Origin of the sequence: Allgaiera indica (assembly GCF_900106675.1) — a bacterium.
Lineage (GTDB): Bacteria > Pseudomonadota > Alphaproteobacteria > Rhodobacterales > Rhodobacteraceae > Acidimangrovimonas > Acidimangrovimonas indica.
On the sequence record NZ_FNOB01000024.1, the window covers coordinates 1 to 16,282 of the forward strand.

Annotated in this window: 7 protein-coding genes; 1 reads left to right on the forward strand and 6 read right to left on the reverse strand. The window is 59.4% G+C overall.

Annotated elements, in window-relative coordinates:
* The first annotated feature begins 94 nt into the window (after nucleotides 1–94).
* The gene (locus BLV97_RS16985) at nucleotides 95–568 is read left to right on the forward strand and encodes an ankyrin repeat domain-containing protein (protein ID WP_051645849.1); all 474 of its coding nucleotides are present in this window, start codon (nucleotides 95–97) and stop codon (nucleotides 566–568) included.
* A gap of 445 nt (nucleotides 569–1,013) precedes the next feature.
* Here the strand turns inward: BLV97_RS16985 and BLV97_RS16990 are convergent, their stop codons facing one another.
* From BLV97_RS16990 to BLV97_RS17010, 6 genes are read right to left on the reverse strand one after another with little or no spacing between them, the layout of a single operon-like run.
* The gene (locus BLV97_RS16990; protein WP_035838458.1) at nucleotides 1,014–1,775 is read right to left on the reverse strand and encodes an HNH endonuclease; all 762 of its coding nucleotides are present in this window, start codon (nucleotides 1,773–1,775) and stop codon (nucleotides 1,014–1,016) included.
* The gene (locus tag BLV97_RS21455) at nucleotides 1,775–2,251 is read right to left on the reverse strand and encodes a DUF2326 domain-containing protein (protein WP_210184804.1); all 477 of its coding nucleotides are present in this window, start codon (nucleotides 2,249–2,251) and stop codon (nucleotides 1,775–1,777) included. The genes BLV97_RS16990 and BLV97_RS21455 overlap by 1 nt, the downstream gene beginning before the upstream one ends.
* Nucleotides 2,252–2,260: 9 nt before the next feature.
* Nucleotides 2,261–3,736 carry a coiled-coil domain-containing protein gene (locus BLV97_RS16995; protein ID WP_210184805.1) on the reverse strand — a complete coding sequence of 492 codons (1,476 nt, stop codon included), beginning with the start codon at nucleotides 3,734–3,736 and terminating at the stop codon, nucleotides 2,261–2,263.
* Entirely contained in the window at nucleotides 3,726–8,198 is a 4,473-nt protein-coding gene (locus BLV97_RS17000; protein WP_035838464.1) for an Eco57I restriction-modification methylase domain-containing protein, read from the reverse strand. The genes BLV97_RS16995 and BLV97_RS17000 overlap by 11 nt, the downstream gene beginning before the upstream one ends.
* A gap of 2 nt (nucleotides 8,199–8,200) precedes the next feature.
* The gene (locus BLV97_RS17005) at nucleotides 8,201–10,972 is read right to left on the reverse strand and encodes a DEAD/DEAH box helicase (RefSeq protein WP_035838467.1); all 2,772 of its coding nucleotides are present in this window, start codon (nucleotides 10,970–10,972) and stop codon (nucleotides 8,201–8,203) included.
* 1 nt (nucleotide 10,973) lies between these two features.
* Complete coding sequence (locus BLV97_RS17010; RefSeq protein WP_035838468.1) at nucleotides 10,974–16,151, reverse strand: DEAD/DEAH box helicase; 5,178 nt, start codon at nucleotides 16,149–16,151, stop codon at nucleotides 10,974–10,976.
* Between the last annotated feature and the right edge of the window lie 131 nt (nucleotides 16,152–16,282).

Sequence of the window (16,282 nt, forward strand, 5' to 3'; positions counted from 1 at the left end):
CCGCGCCTGCGCCCATTGCTCACGCCGCCGAATGATGGCACACAAATGCAGAACAAACTCGACTTACGAGTGGCCCTGAAAATAGGGGCAGGTCATGCTCACTCCAGATGTGATCGAACATAACCTGCACAGCATCCCAACGGCGTTGCGGCCGGCCGCATCGCCGTTTCTGAAAGACCAGGCATCGGCGCTCCTTGAAGCGGTGGAGCCCTTACAGGACATCATTCGCCCGCTGGTGACAGAAGCACATGCAGATATGGGCGACCAAACCAATACGCGCCTAATCGTCAGACATTTGCTCAAAGCCGGTGCCGATGTGAACGCCAGACCAGACAAGATCAACAGCGACTTGGCGCGCGCGGCTCTCACGCCATTCCTCTATGCCGCAGAAATCGGCAACCGCTGGCTGCTGAAAGAACTCATCGACTGCGGTGCCGATGTCCTGTCCCGGGACGGCAAAGGCGCAACGGCTCTGAGAAGGCTGCACTTCTGGGGTCACTCTGATCTCTCGGGGGAGTTCCTCGGTTGGCTTGTCCCGGAGGACCGGATCCGCTTGCGCGAGATGTGAAGGCGCGGCATCTGGCCAAGCAAGCGGCACTCAAAGGGGGGTAGCGTTCATCCGACGGGCTAGCACAATAAAGCTGAAAATCTGAAAAATAGTGCAAAATCAACCGTCTACCCTAATGTCTACGCTGAAATTGTGCCGTGTTTTCCGGGGGTTAGAGAAAGGAACATATCTCTGGTTCGAATCCAGAGCGCTCCGCCACCACATAACCCATTGATATTAAACTATTTTTCGCCTCACGTATTGTGGCGCGGTTCCCGCGACATGCGAGGCGTTCAGCTCCCTAGAGACTTGAAATTTCAGGCGAAATAGCCGCCCAAAACGGCCCGAGTCTCTGTTTGGCATTTGGCTCGATACGGTTTTCGGCCGCGGCTTCAGGCGTTGGACTTGACTTTCGGTGGAGTCGAAGCTGATGTCGGAGGACTCGAGATGCGTTCTGTGGCGATCGTCATGGAGGTAGCGTCTTTTTCAATAGAGTATTGCGGTGCCACGCTAGGCGCTCTCGATGCTGATCGGTCAAATTGATCGGCTGCTGCCAGCGTAGTTCATCGCGGGCCGTTTCACCAAGAGCAGGAGAGAAGAGCGGTTGACCTAGGTCGTCGAAACTGACGAGTCCACGGTCAAACGCAGCGTCCCAGAGGGCTGAAAGCAGCAATCCGTTGTGCACATCGAGACGCTCGGCGTCGGTGGTGCAATCCTTCCAGGGAACGATGTGAGAGGCGCGAAGCAGAGGAGTATCCGCGATCCCCGTCAGCGGGCAGCGGCCCTGCCAGTAGTCTATCAGCCCCGACCGAAACACATTCTGACCGATGCGCTGTATAACGAGCCGTTCGGCCTCGGTGGTTGTAGGCAGATCCTTTACCTTGCCTAGGAATTGAGCGAGCGGTGCGTCGGGGAGGCTGACGGCCAATTGGTACACGCGCTGCATTGAGGCATAGAGCTGACCCAACGTCGAGAAGATGTAACGGGCTAGCCCAGGCCCATCGATGGCCGCGTCGGGGAGGTCGGATTCTTCGATCACGCCTCCATGGTCGATGGCGAGGAGCCATCGATCAGAGGCATCATGCGCGAGCCAGACTGAGCCCTGCGCCGTTGTCGAGCCATAGTGTCTCCACCCGTCGACTTCGCCATGTAGCCGACGGAATCCATTCTGGAACGCAACCTTGTCGCATTCCTGGCGGGTAACGAAGGATTGGGGGGTCTCGATCATCAAAAGTCCATCGCAAACAACCTGGCACCAGGTGGGGTTGATGAAAGTTTCAGCCGTACCGAGTGATGATCTGCTGTGATTTGCGAAGGGGCGGTAGTTGTCGTCACAATATACTGGAATGGTGGGGGGCTCGTCTTCTCTTCCAGGCCCAGCGCGAAATCAAAGAGATTTGAGTAGATGCCAGCGTCGAGGTCTGCTTCACGCGGACTGTCGTGGATAAGGAACGATGGTAGGTCCGCCTTTCCGTTCACCGAGAGGATCATGGCGGCAAGGTCAAAAGCAACGATCTTGAACGACTCTACTGCCGCCGTTGAAAGGCCCGCGCCACGATCCAGCAATATCTCGGGATGCAGACCGTTACCGTCGAGCTTCACTTTCCCAGTGCAGCCATTGGGCATCAGAGTCGCGACAAGTTGTCGAAAGAGTGTTTCCAGATCACCTATCGCTGCCGCGGCGCGCTCGCGCTCAAGGCCCATCTTTTGTCGCTAGCCTTCCAGCATGTTGTCAACGACGGCCAAGCGTTGAACTATTCGGGCGCGACCACTTAACTGGCGGTCGAACCAGCTAGCTTCTCTCACCGAGTCCTGCGCGTGACTAATAGCCTTGTTGGCGTCTGAGGCTTGCTGCTCGAGTTGCGCGAAAGAATCATCAGTTTTGGAAATTTCACCATCCAAACGCGTGATTTCCTGATCGAGTTTTTCAATTTCTCCGGGCAGCGCCAGTCTTTGACGATCTAGCTCAGCGATATGTTTCTCGGTCCGTTCAATCCGGCCTTTCACCTCGTCAAGGTTGCACCGTTCCAGAGACACCCCGCATCCATTGGCCTTCACCTCATCGATGCTGACATGACAAATTGCGCAACGGACAATAACGCCAGTTTCAAGTCTCGCTTGCTCGGTTCCTTGTTCGGCACGAGCAGCAGAAATCTGACTCGGAAGGCTGTTCAATAAGGCCTTCTTCTCCGCCCTTTCGTCGCTTGTTTTGTTTCGTTCGGACTGCAGAAGTTTTCGCTTGCCGCGCAGAGCGTGGCTGGGGCGACCACCCTTGGAGTGCTCGGTGCCTAAGGCCTTTGCCAGTTCTTCATTCGCCTTGTCGATCAACTCCTTGCGGACGATCTCTTCCGTCGGATCACGGTCTTTGGAGTAAGAAAGCCGTTCACAAAGTTCGTCGAATTTTTGACTTTGGAACCAGTCGAGATGGCCAAGCTTTTCACGCAGACTGTCGCGCTCGCGTGCGCGCGCTCTGGCCTCTTTCGTGGCTTGAACCTCCTCCGCGGAGAGCGCCCCAATAGCCAGACGCACGACAGTCAGCCTTGTCTCAAGAGAAAGTTCCTGTGCAGGTGATCCCGAACCGGACCGCTTGGAGCGCCAGTCGAAGACATCGTCCAGACGGCATTCCTGATCGCGGGTGAGCCAAGCCAGCAGGACGTCCCATACTTGTTCTGCCTTCAAGTTGTCCGGAACCTGATCTCGATACCGGGCACAAAATCTGTCGGAGATCACCGGCGCTATCGTTGGAGGTTCAGTGCCGACCAGAAGCTGGTCAAATGTCTCCTCGATGCGCTCTGCGCGGGTAGCGCGGGACCGCAGGTTCATGCCAATCGGACGGGTGACCACCCAACACTCGCCATCAATGATGACTTCGGCGCCAACAAAGCCATTCGGCAATTTTTGCTGCATGAGGGGGCGCTGTTCGTCGTTGGCGAAGGTGCGCTCGCCCAAGCAATACCGGATCAAACGGCAGAATGTCGTCTTGCCGCTGCCATGAGGGGTGGCACCGGTTCCGTTCATCGACAGGTCGGGCGACCAGATGATGTTGACCCCGCGCCGAAGCTCGATGTCGCGCAGCAGGGTCTGAGGATCACGCCACAGCGCCAGCCGTCGAACCCACAGGCGGGGCCCTTGCTGCCCTTCGGGCAAGTTGAATTCAATTTCAGAAGGCTGAAACAGATCAGGCTGCAAGGCTACCCTCCCTGATGAAGGGAAGGATTACGGCCGACACCTGCTCGAGCCCGTGATCCAGATCCACACCTTCCAGCCTCGACCAGGCGAAGATTGCGCGGCCGACGGCAGGATCGCTTGCATTCAGGGTCGATCGCTCAAGCCTCGAACCCGCGCTCCATTGTGTGCCGTCGGATGAAACATCCAACACCGCAGAGGAAACAAGTTGATTGAAGGCTGCGCCCCAGGCCGCGTTCGTTGGCGGCACAAGCTGGGTCACGCCTGTCGAGTGCGGCATAAGACGTTGCCACTCTAGGCGATCCGCTTCTGTCAGGAACCCATCCAGCAGACTTGGCTGAAGGCAGGCGAGCGCGGCCAGACGGACGCGACGGGCATCCGAAAGCCCTGGCAGAATACCCACCATCGCCCGAAGCTGTGCCCGTACCCTGTCTCGCTCGTCGAAGCCCTGAGGCCACGCCCACACGGCATCCGGGAACTGGCCGAGCGGAGGAAGTTCGATGGGGCGGCGGGCGGGTATAGTCTGCGAGGCAGCAGCGTCGTGGCACAGGCTTGGGTCGGCGGGCGGCGGCGAAAGCGGGGAGACGTATGCGGTGCCGACCGCCTTTGCTTCAGCCATGGCGTCATAGGCGGCCAAGACGAGCCGTTTGGTGCGGAACTCGTCGTGATCCCGCTCCTCGTACTTCCGGAGCACCGTGAAGGAGTTGAGCACCCATTCCGACTGTTCGCGATTCAATCCGTAAAAGTGCAGCATGGCCGAATCGATTTCGGCTTGTAGAGCCGGACGTCGATCTTCAGACCATGTGAATGGAGCACCCGTAAATCCTAGGTCTCGCGCGAAAGCCGTTAGTTCCACATTTGTATAGCAGAGCTCAAGGACACGCGGGGACAACCAGTTGGCGGGAGACGCACCGAGCCATGGCAACTCATGATCAAAGAAGCCAGGCGCCAAGACCGGAGCCTGCTCCAACACAAAGAAGCTGAGGCGCATCGTCTTTTGCCGAATGGCATAATCAACTACGAGCGTACTGAGTACTGCGCACAATAACGCAAATTCCGTCTGCTCAAGTTTGGAGAACATAATAGGAGCGACATGTCCGGCCGCCGTTTTCGGAATGATTGTTCCGATCAACGTGCGCTCTGAGATACCGACGTCGCGCCATGAAAAGAACCAAGATCTTCCAGCTTCATCTGCCAATCGAGAATTAGTTAAGTCCTCCTCGACCCAATACCGGGGCTCAATCCTATATTCGGGATCGTCGTGAAGCTCGCTCGTGACGCGAGGCAAAACCCCCTTATTGGCTTGCTTTTCAGTTTGCCCCTCATACGTTCCGTATCTGTGGTCGAAGTTCCAATACATCTTCCCTTCGTAGAGAGGGAAAACCCTCCGACCATCTTTGAGCGTCGCGAGAGTGTTTTCGCGAGCCTTGATTTGGCTCTCAACATCGTTGTGATCCAAAAAATGTTCTGAATCGCCCGACATGTGAAAGAGCGTTGTCATTGATACCCGCCAAGGGTTCGCCGTGACTGTGTTCCCATCCTTCTCGATCAGGATCGGCGCCGCCATGTGGATCGCCGCAGTGACTTTGGCGTCGCGCGACCAGCGGAAGGCCGGGAGGTTCAGGGTGTTCGGATTGATGGCCCTGATCTCGTCAACAGTCAGCGCGTAGCGCTTTTCCGGATCGGCGATTTCCGAAGGCTGCCGGATATGTGCCGTGAACCACGGCTGTTCGATGCCGACAGAACGTCCAGCCATCGTTAGCAGACCAAATTTGACCTTGTTGGTAATATGCGGGAAGATCAGATCCTCGTTCTCGAAACCATAGAACGCGACGAGAGACTTGGTACTTAGCAGCTCTCCAAGGAAAGCGCGGTAAGTAAAACCGGTGACAAGGCCGGTGGGGATAATGAGACCCGCGTACCCGGTGGCCTTCGTGAGCTGCCAGAAATGATCGGTGAATACCGCGTAGGTATTCACGTCACCGACACCGCCACGAGGGAAGCGGCCGGATTCTCGCATGAAATGGCTTTCGGTTGCGGCCGTCCGCAACGCATCCTGCCATTCCTTCGCAAGGCGCGGATTCGTCTCGTCCAGCTGGTCGATGAGTCTCTTACGGGCTGCTGCGTTCTTCGCCGTGGCGATTTCGGCGTCGCGAAGGGCAAAGAACTCTTGCTCCTGAAGCTTGACGCGCTCCCATGGTGGGTTGCCGAGGACGACGTCAAAGCCTCCACGCTGCATGATATCAGGAAATTCCAGGGGCCAGTGGAGGGCTCGGGCCTCACGAGCAGCCTTCGGAGCATCGAGCATTGCATTCCGGATTTTACCCTGATTGAGGGCCATCCAGATCTCTTCGGTGGTCGGTACTGTGCGCTCTGATGGGCCCGTCGGCGCTGCGCCTGTCTTGGGCAGAAGAAATGCCGCGATGAAGAGGTCACATGCAGCGCGAGCGCGGACGAATTCCTGCTTCTTGCGAAGTTCTTTGAACCGCGTGGCCTTTGCGCTGATGTCTTCCAGCGTATCTTCGGGAAGGTCGCGGAACCCCGAGAAATCCACGGCCATCGGCTTCGTTTCAGGGAGCTTGTTCAGCCCTTCGCCGAAATCAAACCCGCCTTGGCCCTTCTGTGCGGCCGCGTTGATTTTGCGGTAGATGCTTGCGATATCCTTGTCATCGCCGGTCAGCGGCTTGTAGGCGGCATCGGGGATGCCGTCCTGAAGCACCTTCAGGTCGAACACCCCCAGCAGCGCATCGCCGCAGCGGATCTGCGCGTCGAAGAAACCCAGCGGCAGGCCGGGGTCCACCGTCTCGATCCACAGCGCGACCTTGGTCAGCTCCACCGCCATGGGGTTGCGGTCCACCCCGTGGATGCAGCAGCGCGCGACATCGCGCAGCGCATGGCGGAAGTCGGCGAGCGAGGGCGTGCCTTCGGCGCGGATGCGCGCGAGCCGCGTGGCGATGCGGCGGGCGGCGGCCAACAGGAAGTGCCCTGAGCCACAGGCGGGGTCGATGACCGAGAGCTTCAGCAGCGCCTTGGCGGGGTCGTCAGCCTCGGCCTCGGTCTTGTCGAGCACGGGGTCGAGCGCGGTGTCGAGCAGCGCCTGCACGAGGCTATCGGGCGTGTAGTAGGAGCCGGTGGTCTTGCGCTGGTTGCCCTTCTGCTCGGCGGCCTCGGAGGCGAAGACCAGCGTCTTGCCGTCGTCACCCAGCTGGGGCTGCAGTTCAAGGAGGGATTCGTAGACCGAGCCCAGTTCCTCGGTCTCCATCGCGCGCCAGTTGACCGGGACCATGCCGTTCTTGTCGGCAAGCCAGGACAGGCGATAGAGCGCCTCCATGAAGGCGCGGTTGCGCAGGCGGGCGGTTTCGAGGTGGGGTAGCCTGTCCTCGGCAAAGAGGCCGCCGAGGGCAGGCAGCGCAAGGGCGGGATGGCCATGCGTGAGGGCGCGGAAGACGATCTTTACCCCCTCGTAGCGGTCATGGTGCTTGTCCCAGGTGGCGGCGCGGTAGCATTGCTTGCGCAGCGACTGGAGCGAATAGCCCTGAGCGTAGAGGGCGCGGGCCTCGGGCTTGGCTTTTTCAGGGTGAAGAAGGTTCCGGTCCTCGGCCACCATGAGGAAGATCAGGCGGTAGACGAGCCGCAGGAGCTCGTTGAACCATTCGGTCAGGTTCACTTCGCCGGAGTGTAGTTTCGCGGCGAGGTCGGGGTTGGCCTCGAGGAAGCCCGAGCCAAGGAGCTTGAGGGCCAGCTGGACCTGACCAGCCAGTCGATCACGCGCGGCTTCGCCTTCCTTGGAGCCTGCGTCGCGCCAGCGCTCGAGGGGGCAATCGGCGGCGGGGGTGTCTGCCGCGCCGAAGCGAGTGCGGTGGATCAGGAGCCAGAGCGCCGCGAAGGACGCGATGTCCTCGTTGATGAACATCTGCGCCAGATCGGCCTCGATATAGGCCGGGCGGGTCAGAGAGGCATTGTCCCGCATGAGGCGCAATTGCATCCCGTTGGTCACGATGCCCCAGAGGGCCTCGTCCCGATCATTCAGGTGGTCCTGAAGGGCGAAGGCCGGAGAGCGCGACCTGTCCGTCGAGAGCGTCGGGCTGCGGCGATCAAGCAGCTCGGACGGCGGGACCACGACAGCGGGCACACGGTCGGACGCCGTGAGGGCGATCGGTGCTGCTGCCACCGCGAGATCGGTGTACCCGAAGGTTTCCTTGAAGAAATCGGCGATGAAACGCGAGGTTGCTGCGGCCGAGGGGTGCTCGATCTTCGCAAAGGCGTCGAAATGCGATTGGCCTACGCGGAAGGCGGTAGCGATTTCCTCGCGGATCTGTAGGCCTTTGCGAACCCCGTATTCCTCGGCGGATTGCTCGGGTGCCTGGCGCTGATCGATCTTTGCGATCATCGCAGGCGCGATCAGGTTGCCTTCGAGGCTCAGCGACGGCCACGCGGACATATCGGTAATTGGTTTGCGGGCCATGATTACACTTCCCCCGGAACAAGAACGAAGAGGCCGATGACGTCTGGGGGAATGATCGGCTCCACACGGACACGCGACGCGGAACCGGCGGCAGCACGAAGACGGGCGTGGTCTTCAACCAGCTCCGCGGCACGCTTTTGCACGAAATCGGCGATCGGGCCGCCCAGCAAGTCAGGAAGGGCCACCTTCGCCGCATTGATCATCCGATCGCGGGCTACAGGCGCGAGATCAGCAGTCGCGGGAGAGGCAAGCAGCGCGCGCGCCTCACTGCCAGACGCGATCACCGTATTGCTGTCGAGGGCAACAAGGGCGGCTTCTTCTGCCAGCAGAAGGCGCTCACGCCGTGCATGAACCGTGAGCTTGTAGCGGATACGCAATAGAGCCACGCGGGTCATCTGAGTGACGGCGGCACTCGGCCAGGCCCCAACTCGACCGATGCCCAGATCCGGCAATGCTTCGGTGTCAAGAGAGGCCTCAAGCAGGCTTTCGGCCAAGGAAGATGTCAGCGGATGGGTTCTGGTCAGAAGCGAAGCCCCTGAGGGCACCGGTTCCTGAGTGGACAGTTGCAGAGAGCCCTTCAGCCCACGCTGTTCCAGCTTTTCCTTGAGGCTATCCTGCAGGGCATGAACGTGGGCGAACTGCAGCGATTTCTTCTTCTCGAGGGGTACCCCGAACCGAGACATCGCGCGCTCGAGAAATTCGAGCGTTTCCGCGGGCGATCCAAGCAGGGACTTCACCTTGTCCCATTCAGGAGCGACTTCACTCGGCTTCATGGCGTTTTGTGCAAACCTGGCGCGTGAGCGTTTTTCATTCTCGCTTGCATCGTGCCAGCGGGTCTCCATCACCTGGATGCCGTCGCCGATTTGCAGGTCCAGCGTCAGCTGCTTGTGGTTGCCACCGCCACGGCGGAGCATCATTGCAGCCATCAGCGCATCGGTGACCGGTCCCCGCTCGTCGGGGAGAGGCACAGTCACGCCCGTCGCCTTGCGGATTTCTTCAGCCTTGCGGAGAATGACGTCCAACACGGCACCGTCGATGGCGCTGTCAGGCGAAAACATCATGATCGAGCGAACGAGTTCGGCGGGTTGCCCGAAACGATCTACGCGACCTTCGCGCTGTTGATGGCGTGTAGGGTTCCAGGAAAGGTCGTAGTGGATCACGGTGTCGAACAGCTGTTGAAGGTTGATCCCCTCAGACAGGCAGTCCGTGGCGACAAGGATGCGCTGATCTGTGGCGGCGCTTTCTTCCGCCGCCATTTCGGCGACGCGATCACGACGTTCGTCCGGCGTCAATTCACCTGTCACGGCCTGCACATTCAGTTTGGGGAAGGCCTTACGAAGCCCCTCCTTTACATGTTCGGCAGTGGCGAGGTAGCGGCAGAAGACGACGGGGTTAGCGCCGTCTTTGATCAAGGGTTTGAGGGCCTTGAAGAGGGCGTTCAGTTTGGGATCTTCGGCCGTCAGAAGTTCGCTGGCCTTGTCGAGTAGCCCTTGGAGAGCGGGATCATTTGAGAAGACGGTGTTTGGCTCGATGTCCACGGCGTCTTCGTCGTCGCCATCTTCGTCGTAAATCTGCGGCTCGAGGCGGTCGTCTTCGTTGGAAGCCCGGTTTCGCAGCGCGCTCATTGCGGCTGCGGGTGACGATCCGACACAGCGCATCAGCGCCAGAGTGCCCCAGAAGGCAAGGCGGCGATCCTTTTGCGCGTCTCCGGCCCGAGACACGACCGAGAAGCAGTAATCAAGCACGGCCTCTTGGAAGGCTCGATGCTCGTCGTTCAGTCGATACGAGTATTCGGTCGTTTCGTGCTTGGGGAAGGATCGGTTCTCATCCCAGTCGCCCTCGACCAGGTCGACGCGCTGCCGCTGAACAAAGTGCCTGACAAGGCGCTCGCGGTATTTCTGGTTGTCGAAGTTGACGTTCCCGAATTCCGCGTCGATCAGCGACAGAAGCCGAGCGAACGCGTCTTCGTCCCCGGAGTGTGGCGTGGCTGTCAGCAGGATCAACCGACGCGCGGGATCGCGTGCAAGGCCTTGGAGCAGGTCGAAGCGTTGCTGCTTTCCCTTGTGCGTCCCGACGCAGGCGTGTGCTTCGTCCACGATAACGAAATCCGGGCAGGCCCTGGCGAACCCATCCCGGCGTTTCTCGGCTTTAATGTAGTCAAGGCTGACCACCGTGAAGGGGTAGGAATCGAAAAGGGTTTGCGCCAATGGGAGGTTGCGCTCCAGACGTGCCGCAGTCCCGGAGGTGACGGCAACGGCATCGATCCCGAAACGATCCTTCAGTTCGGTGATCCACTGGTCCACGAGGTGCGGAGGGCAGAGAACCGAAAACGCATCGACCTCGCCGCGATCCATCAGTTCGCGCAGGATCAGACCCGCTTCGATGGTCTTGCCGATGCCAACGTCGTCGGCAATCAACAGACGCGGGACCTGAAGCCGAAGGGCCATGAGAAGCGGGACCAGCTGGTACGTCCGAGGCTCAAAAGCAAGCTGTGCGGCGGATCGGAACGGACCGGCCCCCCGGCGGAGGGTCAGTCGCAACGCGTCGGCAAGAAGGGCCGCCTTGGACTGCACTGTCGTGCGTGCATCGTCAGGCAGGTCGAAGCGAGCAGCTTCTACCGGTGTAAGCTCGAGATCCGGAGCAAGAACCACGATGTCGTTTTCATTGCCCGAGAGAGGACGCAGGGCGAGCAGGCCCTCGCCTGGTGTCGGCAAGGCAACCCATTCACGGCCGCGCGCTCTGACGAGATCTCCAGGAGTAAAATTCACAGTCATATCAACCTTTAAAATTCTTGCTGAAGCTATCCGGCAGTCCTTCCGACGGAGCCGAAGGCAATCCAAAAACGACCCAGCCCTTGTTCATCGCGTCTGCCTCAGCTTCTGCAGTCAGGTCAGCGGTCGTCGCGGCAACCGCGAATGCGCGCCAAACGAACTCAAATTCGCGCCCACCAAACCTCGCGGGCATCGTATCGACTTGGGGAATGCCTGCTGCGCTGAATACCTCCAGCCAAGGTGATGGCACGGTTCCGGCGGTCGGCTTCGCAGCAAGGGAAACCTCGCCGCGTGCAAGATCGATCAGGAATTCCGCAACTTCCGGGCTCGAGCGGTCGATCAGCTCATGGTCCGGTTGGTTGAAGTAGGACAGCAGGCAACGATAGCATCCGCGAACACAGCTTCCGTCTTTCTTCTCCTGCAACAGATCCGCATCACCCGCAGCAATCGCAGCATCCACATTCTCGAAGTGCATCAGACCCAGAGCGGTCTTCGCCACCTCGTTGATTACCTTTCCGTCATCGATCAGGCGCGTGAGCACGCCGGCGCCGCCTTCCGTTGCCTCGTAGGCAAGGATTGCGCGACGGTTGTCCCTCGCGGGCAGCGGTTCACCGAGGATTTCGCCTTCTTCCAGCTGGAAAACCACTTCAATTCCGCGCAGCAACGCATGCTGAACCGTCGTGATAGTCTCGGGCTCGTACTGCTCTGGCTTTTCGAAGCGGAACAACAGGGCATTCTTTCTGTCGCGGACAATCGGGACAATGCGAACCGGCTTGACCACGTCGGGCGGGACGTCCGTGTCGCTGTCTTCGTCGTCGGATTTCGCCCAGTAGCCGGACCTCGGATCGATGTGGAAACCGAAGACAGTCTGGTCCTTTCGGCGCTTCAAACCCTTGTTCAGGCGGCTGATTTCCGCGCTGTTGGCGTATTGCAGGGCCAAGAGTGAAGTCTCGCCACAGACCAATTTTGCGTTGGTCACTTGGACCTGCCCATCCTTCTTCGGCCAGGAGAAGACGGTCTGGATGTCAAAGCCCTGCCGAACGCGCTCTTCATCATTCGCGGTGATCCGCTCGGTCGGTGCGGCCTCGACGTTGTCGATGCGCAGTGTCTTCTTGATGGGGACCTCTCCCGCCATGTGATTGTTACACCCATGACAGCGCTCGACCTCGCCCTCATGCGATGCGCCGCAGTTTGAGCAGATGTAGATGTCCTTGGTTGCCAATTCCGATCCGTCGCCCTGACGCACCTCGGGCGGCAGTTTGGCTTTCATGACCCGGTAGGCGCGGCCCTCATGATAGATCAGACTGCGCGGGCCGAATTCGGAAATGGCCAGGAAGCGGGCTCTGGACAGGAATGACCCCGTCTTACCTTCGCCAGGAACAAACGCGTAGAGCGGCAGGCGCGGGAAGTTGTACCCGGGCAGGAAGCCCTCAGTTGCCAGATACCGATACGAATAGAAGTCAGAGCCATTCGAGGCCTTGCCTTGTTCGAGGATGGCGATCTGATCCTGGGCCTGCATTTGTGCGGCCTTGATCTTACGCCGGTCGGCTCCCGAGAGCCCCGTAATCTCCGAACGCTTGTTGGCCTCGGCCAATTGTGTCCTGGCAGAGTTATATAGCTCCCGCCAACGGTCAAAGGCGCGGTCGAATTCCTTTGGCGCATTCATGGCCGTGTGAAGAATGAACTCGTCTGGATCTTCCATCCAGATCGGGGTTTGCCCTCCGTCGGACGCCAGAATCTGCTTTAAGACACGCGCCATCGGTCCCCGTGCCTGCGAAACCAGAGCGGGTTTCGAGATGACCGCCAGAACGTCTTCCTTCAGCGGGAATTTAGCCCCGTGAAGGTCCAGAATCTCCGGGATGTCGGGAGAAAGCGCCAGTTTCGCTTCCGCAAGCCACACTGCATGCAGGTGCGATCGGACCAGCTCTTCATTCGTGATGTCGAGTGCCGGCGGGCGCACAACGCCGGCCACCATATCGTTTCGCCGCTCGAAGAAATACTGGTCATGCGGAGACCCCGAGGCGCAGTAGGTCACGACAACCGCGGCCTGACCCGATCGACCGGCACGACCGGCGCGCTGCGCGTAATTCGCCGGCGTAGGTGGTACGTTGCGCAGGTAGACGGCGTTCAAGGCGGAAATATCAACGCCGAGTTCCATGGTCGGAGAGCAGAACAGCGTGGGCAGGAACCGATCTGACTCGCCGGTTGCTCGAATTTCCGTGCGGTACTCCGAGGTCGCGAGATGGTCCACATCATCCTGTTCGAACCGGAACCGCCATTCACGCCATTCTCGCTGCTTCTGCGAAACTTGGGCCGTATGTTCGCGCCCCTCCAGACCCCAGTAGGAACTACGCCCAACGCCAAGGTCACTGGCAATCGCGGTGTAAAGGTCGTGGAAGTATCGGTTGCCGCGGTGGGCTTCATCAGCGAGGGCCGGTCCAGGCACAAGCCGTACCGCAGATGGTGACAGGCGCCAGCCCGTCACATCGCTATCGAGTTCGACAGGCACAAGCAGCCCTTCGTCGCTAAGGAAGGCAAGCATCCCCTCCATGAACTCGTAGTACTCATCCTTGTTCAGTTTCGTGCCGAGAACAGATTTCCGGTTCACGAGCCGCGCGATCCTTGAATTGGGACCAGCCCGAAGAAGCGTTTGTTCTTCACGCAGTGTGACGACGTTCTTGCTGCCCCCGCGCAGGACAAGCGAGGACCGCGCACGTGGATTTTCCTTTTGGTCAATTGCCCAAGGAGCCCGAAGCAGCATTCGGGATTTCTGTGCCACGCCATCAAGGACAGTCAGGTCCAAGGCTTCGGTCTGAACAGCCAGGCCCTCGAGCATCGCGGACAAAATCGCCTTGAGAATTGCCTGCCGCTGCTCGAGGCCGAGGACACCCAGCGCTGGGTGGATGGCCATGAAGCGCTCGCGATCTTCGGAGATTTCCTCGAGACCGAGGAAATTCACGTCGATCAGGTTCAGGACAGACAAGCTGGGGTTGGTGAAGCGCCAACCGCGACGCAGGTCCGTCCAGACACGATGGGCGAGAACCTTTGCAAGCGACCGCTGGGCATCTTCACGAATGATGGCACCAGCATTCGAATCCAGCAGCCAATGCTGGCGCGCCTCTTTGTTGGCGGCAGTGAAGCCGAGCGCCTTCACCACCTGCAGGCCGAACTCGTCTTCTGCGAGCCCACCTGAGCCAGCAGAAATGACCGCGCGAAGGATGGCTCCGCGCAACAGGCTTACAAACAGGAAGTCATTGAAATGGCCGGACTGCAGGGCTGCATCCTGACGGTTGTCCGTGAACCCTAGAAGCTTCCGCTTCGTCTCTGGTACGCCGCTGCCAGGTTTGTTCATCCACTCCAGGGCGCTGGCTACGAGCAAGGTTGTTGCTGAGCTCCGCCCTTCGCCGGAGAGCCCCGCCAACTTGCTGCGTTCACGCATCCCCTGCGTCGGTTCGTCATGACAGCATAGGCAGAAGGCGAACTTACCCGGGATGAACCAGAAATCATTTCCACCCGCACCGTGGCGACCATCAGCACCGACCACGTAGGACACCGGCATACGCTTCTTGCGATACCCTCTCAGCCGTTCGATGCCGTTCTTCTCTTCTCGCCAGCTTTCGGGGTAACCCTCAAGCTCGCCTGTGAACTGAAAATCTGTATCGCCAGGCGTCACCGGACAGAGATACCCCGCGACCTCGTCTTCCTCGGTATCGAGCGGCGTATCGTCGATGCTCCGGGGAAGAAAGCGCAAACTCCCGTCATCGTCGACCTTGGTCACGACATGGTATTCTTGGCCGCAGTTTCGGCAGAACCGCGTGGGGTAAAGGCGGTTGCCAGGGGCTTCGGGATCCTCGAGCTGCCCTTCAAGAAGAATCCGACGCGGCCTAGCTGCGAGCGTCGTAAAGACTTCACCGGCGCCGGAAATGAAACGGTGGAGCTTGAAAGCGAGGAAAGCACCGTCCTTTGTGCCGCCACGCTCATACTCCGGCAGGCTTACCCGGGTCAGGAATTTTTCGAGATAGTCTCGGCAGGTTGCGGCATCGACCGCACTGGCAAGAGAAAGCTTTTCAACGGCTTCTTCGAAAGGGATCGGCCTCTTCCTGCGAAGCTCAAGCCCATCGTCCAATCCGAGTTCGAGTTCGGCCCACACCGAGAGTGGATGGCGCTTCAGTGTTTCGTCAGCGAGTGCGTCCGGCAAAGGCTGCGTCAGGACCGTCTTCAAAGCGCCAAGGACATGCTCGGTCTTCAGGGCGTCATCCGTCGCGCGCTGCAATGACTCGTCGATGACCGCGTCCGGGCCAATGTCGGTGCCAAACAGACGCGACGCTACCTTCGCGACAGCAAGTGCGCGGCTCTCGTCCGATCCCTCGGAGGCCATCGTTGCCGAGGTCCCGATGCAGATTGGCACCTTGTCAGGCGAGCACCTGTCCCGCAGGCGCCGAACGAGGACTGCCACATCGGCCCCTTGGCGTCCGCGATAGGTGTGGAGTTCGTCGAGGATGATGAACTCGAGACCGGAAGCGTTCGAGACGACTTGCGAGTCCAAGTCGTCCTGACGCGTCAGAAGCAATTCTGCCATCATGTAGTTCGTCAGGAGAATATCGGGCGGATTGGCAGCGATACGCTCGCGTTCTTCACGGCTTTCCTGACCAGTGTAGCGCTTGACCACTGGCTTGAGCTCATCGGGCAAACCGGAACCGGCGATGAACTTGTCGATCTCCTTCATCTGGCTATTTGCCAGAGCGTTCATGGGGTAGACGATGATTGCCGTTGTGCGCCGCGGCTTTCCTGCGCGCCGCGCTCGGATAATTGCATCGACAACCGGCACGAAGAAGCACAGTGATTTCCCCGAACCTGTGCCGGTAGTGACAACAAAGCTCTTGCCTTGCTTCGCCTTCGCGATCGCTTCGGCTTGGTGCCTGTGAAAACGAAGCGGAGTTTCACCGAACCGGAAGACTCGTCCCGTGCCTTCGTCGAGATCTTTCGACTCGACGAGTTCGTCGACGGTCGGCCCAGCTAGGAAGCGCGGATTCAGTGACAAGAGCGCATCCGGCCAGAATTTTCCGGCGTCGTATTGTGCGTCGATTCCTTTCTTCAGATCAGATGCGCGAATTACGCTGAACGAACGGGAAAATTGCTCGTAAGCTTTGATCAGTTGGTGATCGAATTCAAACGCTTTCATTGGAAACCTTACTTTTCGGAATTCGTCCGATTGATCACGCAAATATTCTCTCGACTCAGGGGCACGATATGTCGACCCCGTGGCGCCCTGGCGGTTGGGTGCGTGTCTGACCCAAGCCTCTCCGAGACTTA

Bases quoted from the DNA above. Each gene is read 5' to 3' on its own strand.
- BLV97_RS17000 (WP_035838464.1), bottom strand. From the start codon at position 8,198: ATGGCCCGCAAACCAATTACCGATATGTCCGCGTGGCCGTCGCTGAGC.
- BLV97_RS17010 (WP_035838468.1), bottom strand. From the start codon at position 16,151: ATGAAAGCGTTTGAATTCGATCACCAACTGATCAAAGCTTACGAGCAA.
- BLV97_RS21455 (WP_210184804.1), bottom strand. From the start codon at position 2,251: ATGGGCCTTGAGCGCGAGCGCGCCGCGGCAGCGATAGGTGATCTGGAA.
- BLV97_RS16990 (WP_035838458.1), bottom strand. From the start codon at position 1,775: ATGATCGAGACCCCCCAATCCTTCGTTACCCGCCAGGAATGCGACAAG.
- BLV97_RS17005 (WP_035838467.1), bottom strand. From the start codon at position 10,972: ATGACTGTGAATTTTACTCCTGGAGATCTCGTCAGAGCGCGCGGCCGT.
- BLV97_RS16985 (WP_051645849.1), top strand. From the start codon at position 95: ATGCTCACTCCAGATGTGATCGAACATAACCTGCACAGCATCCCAACG.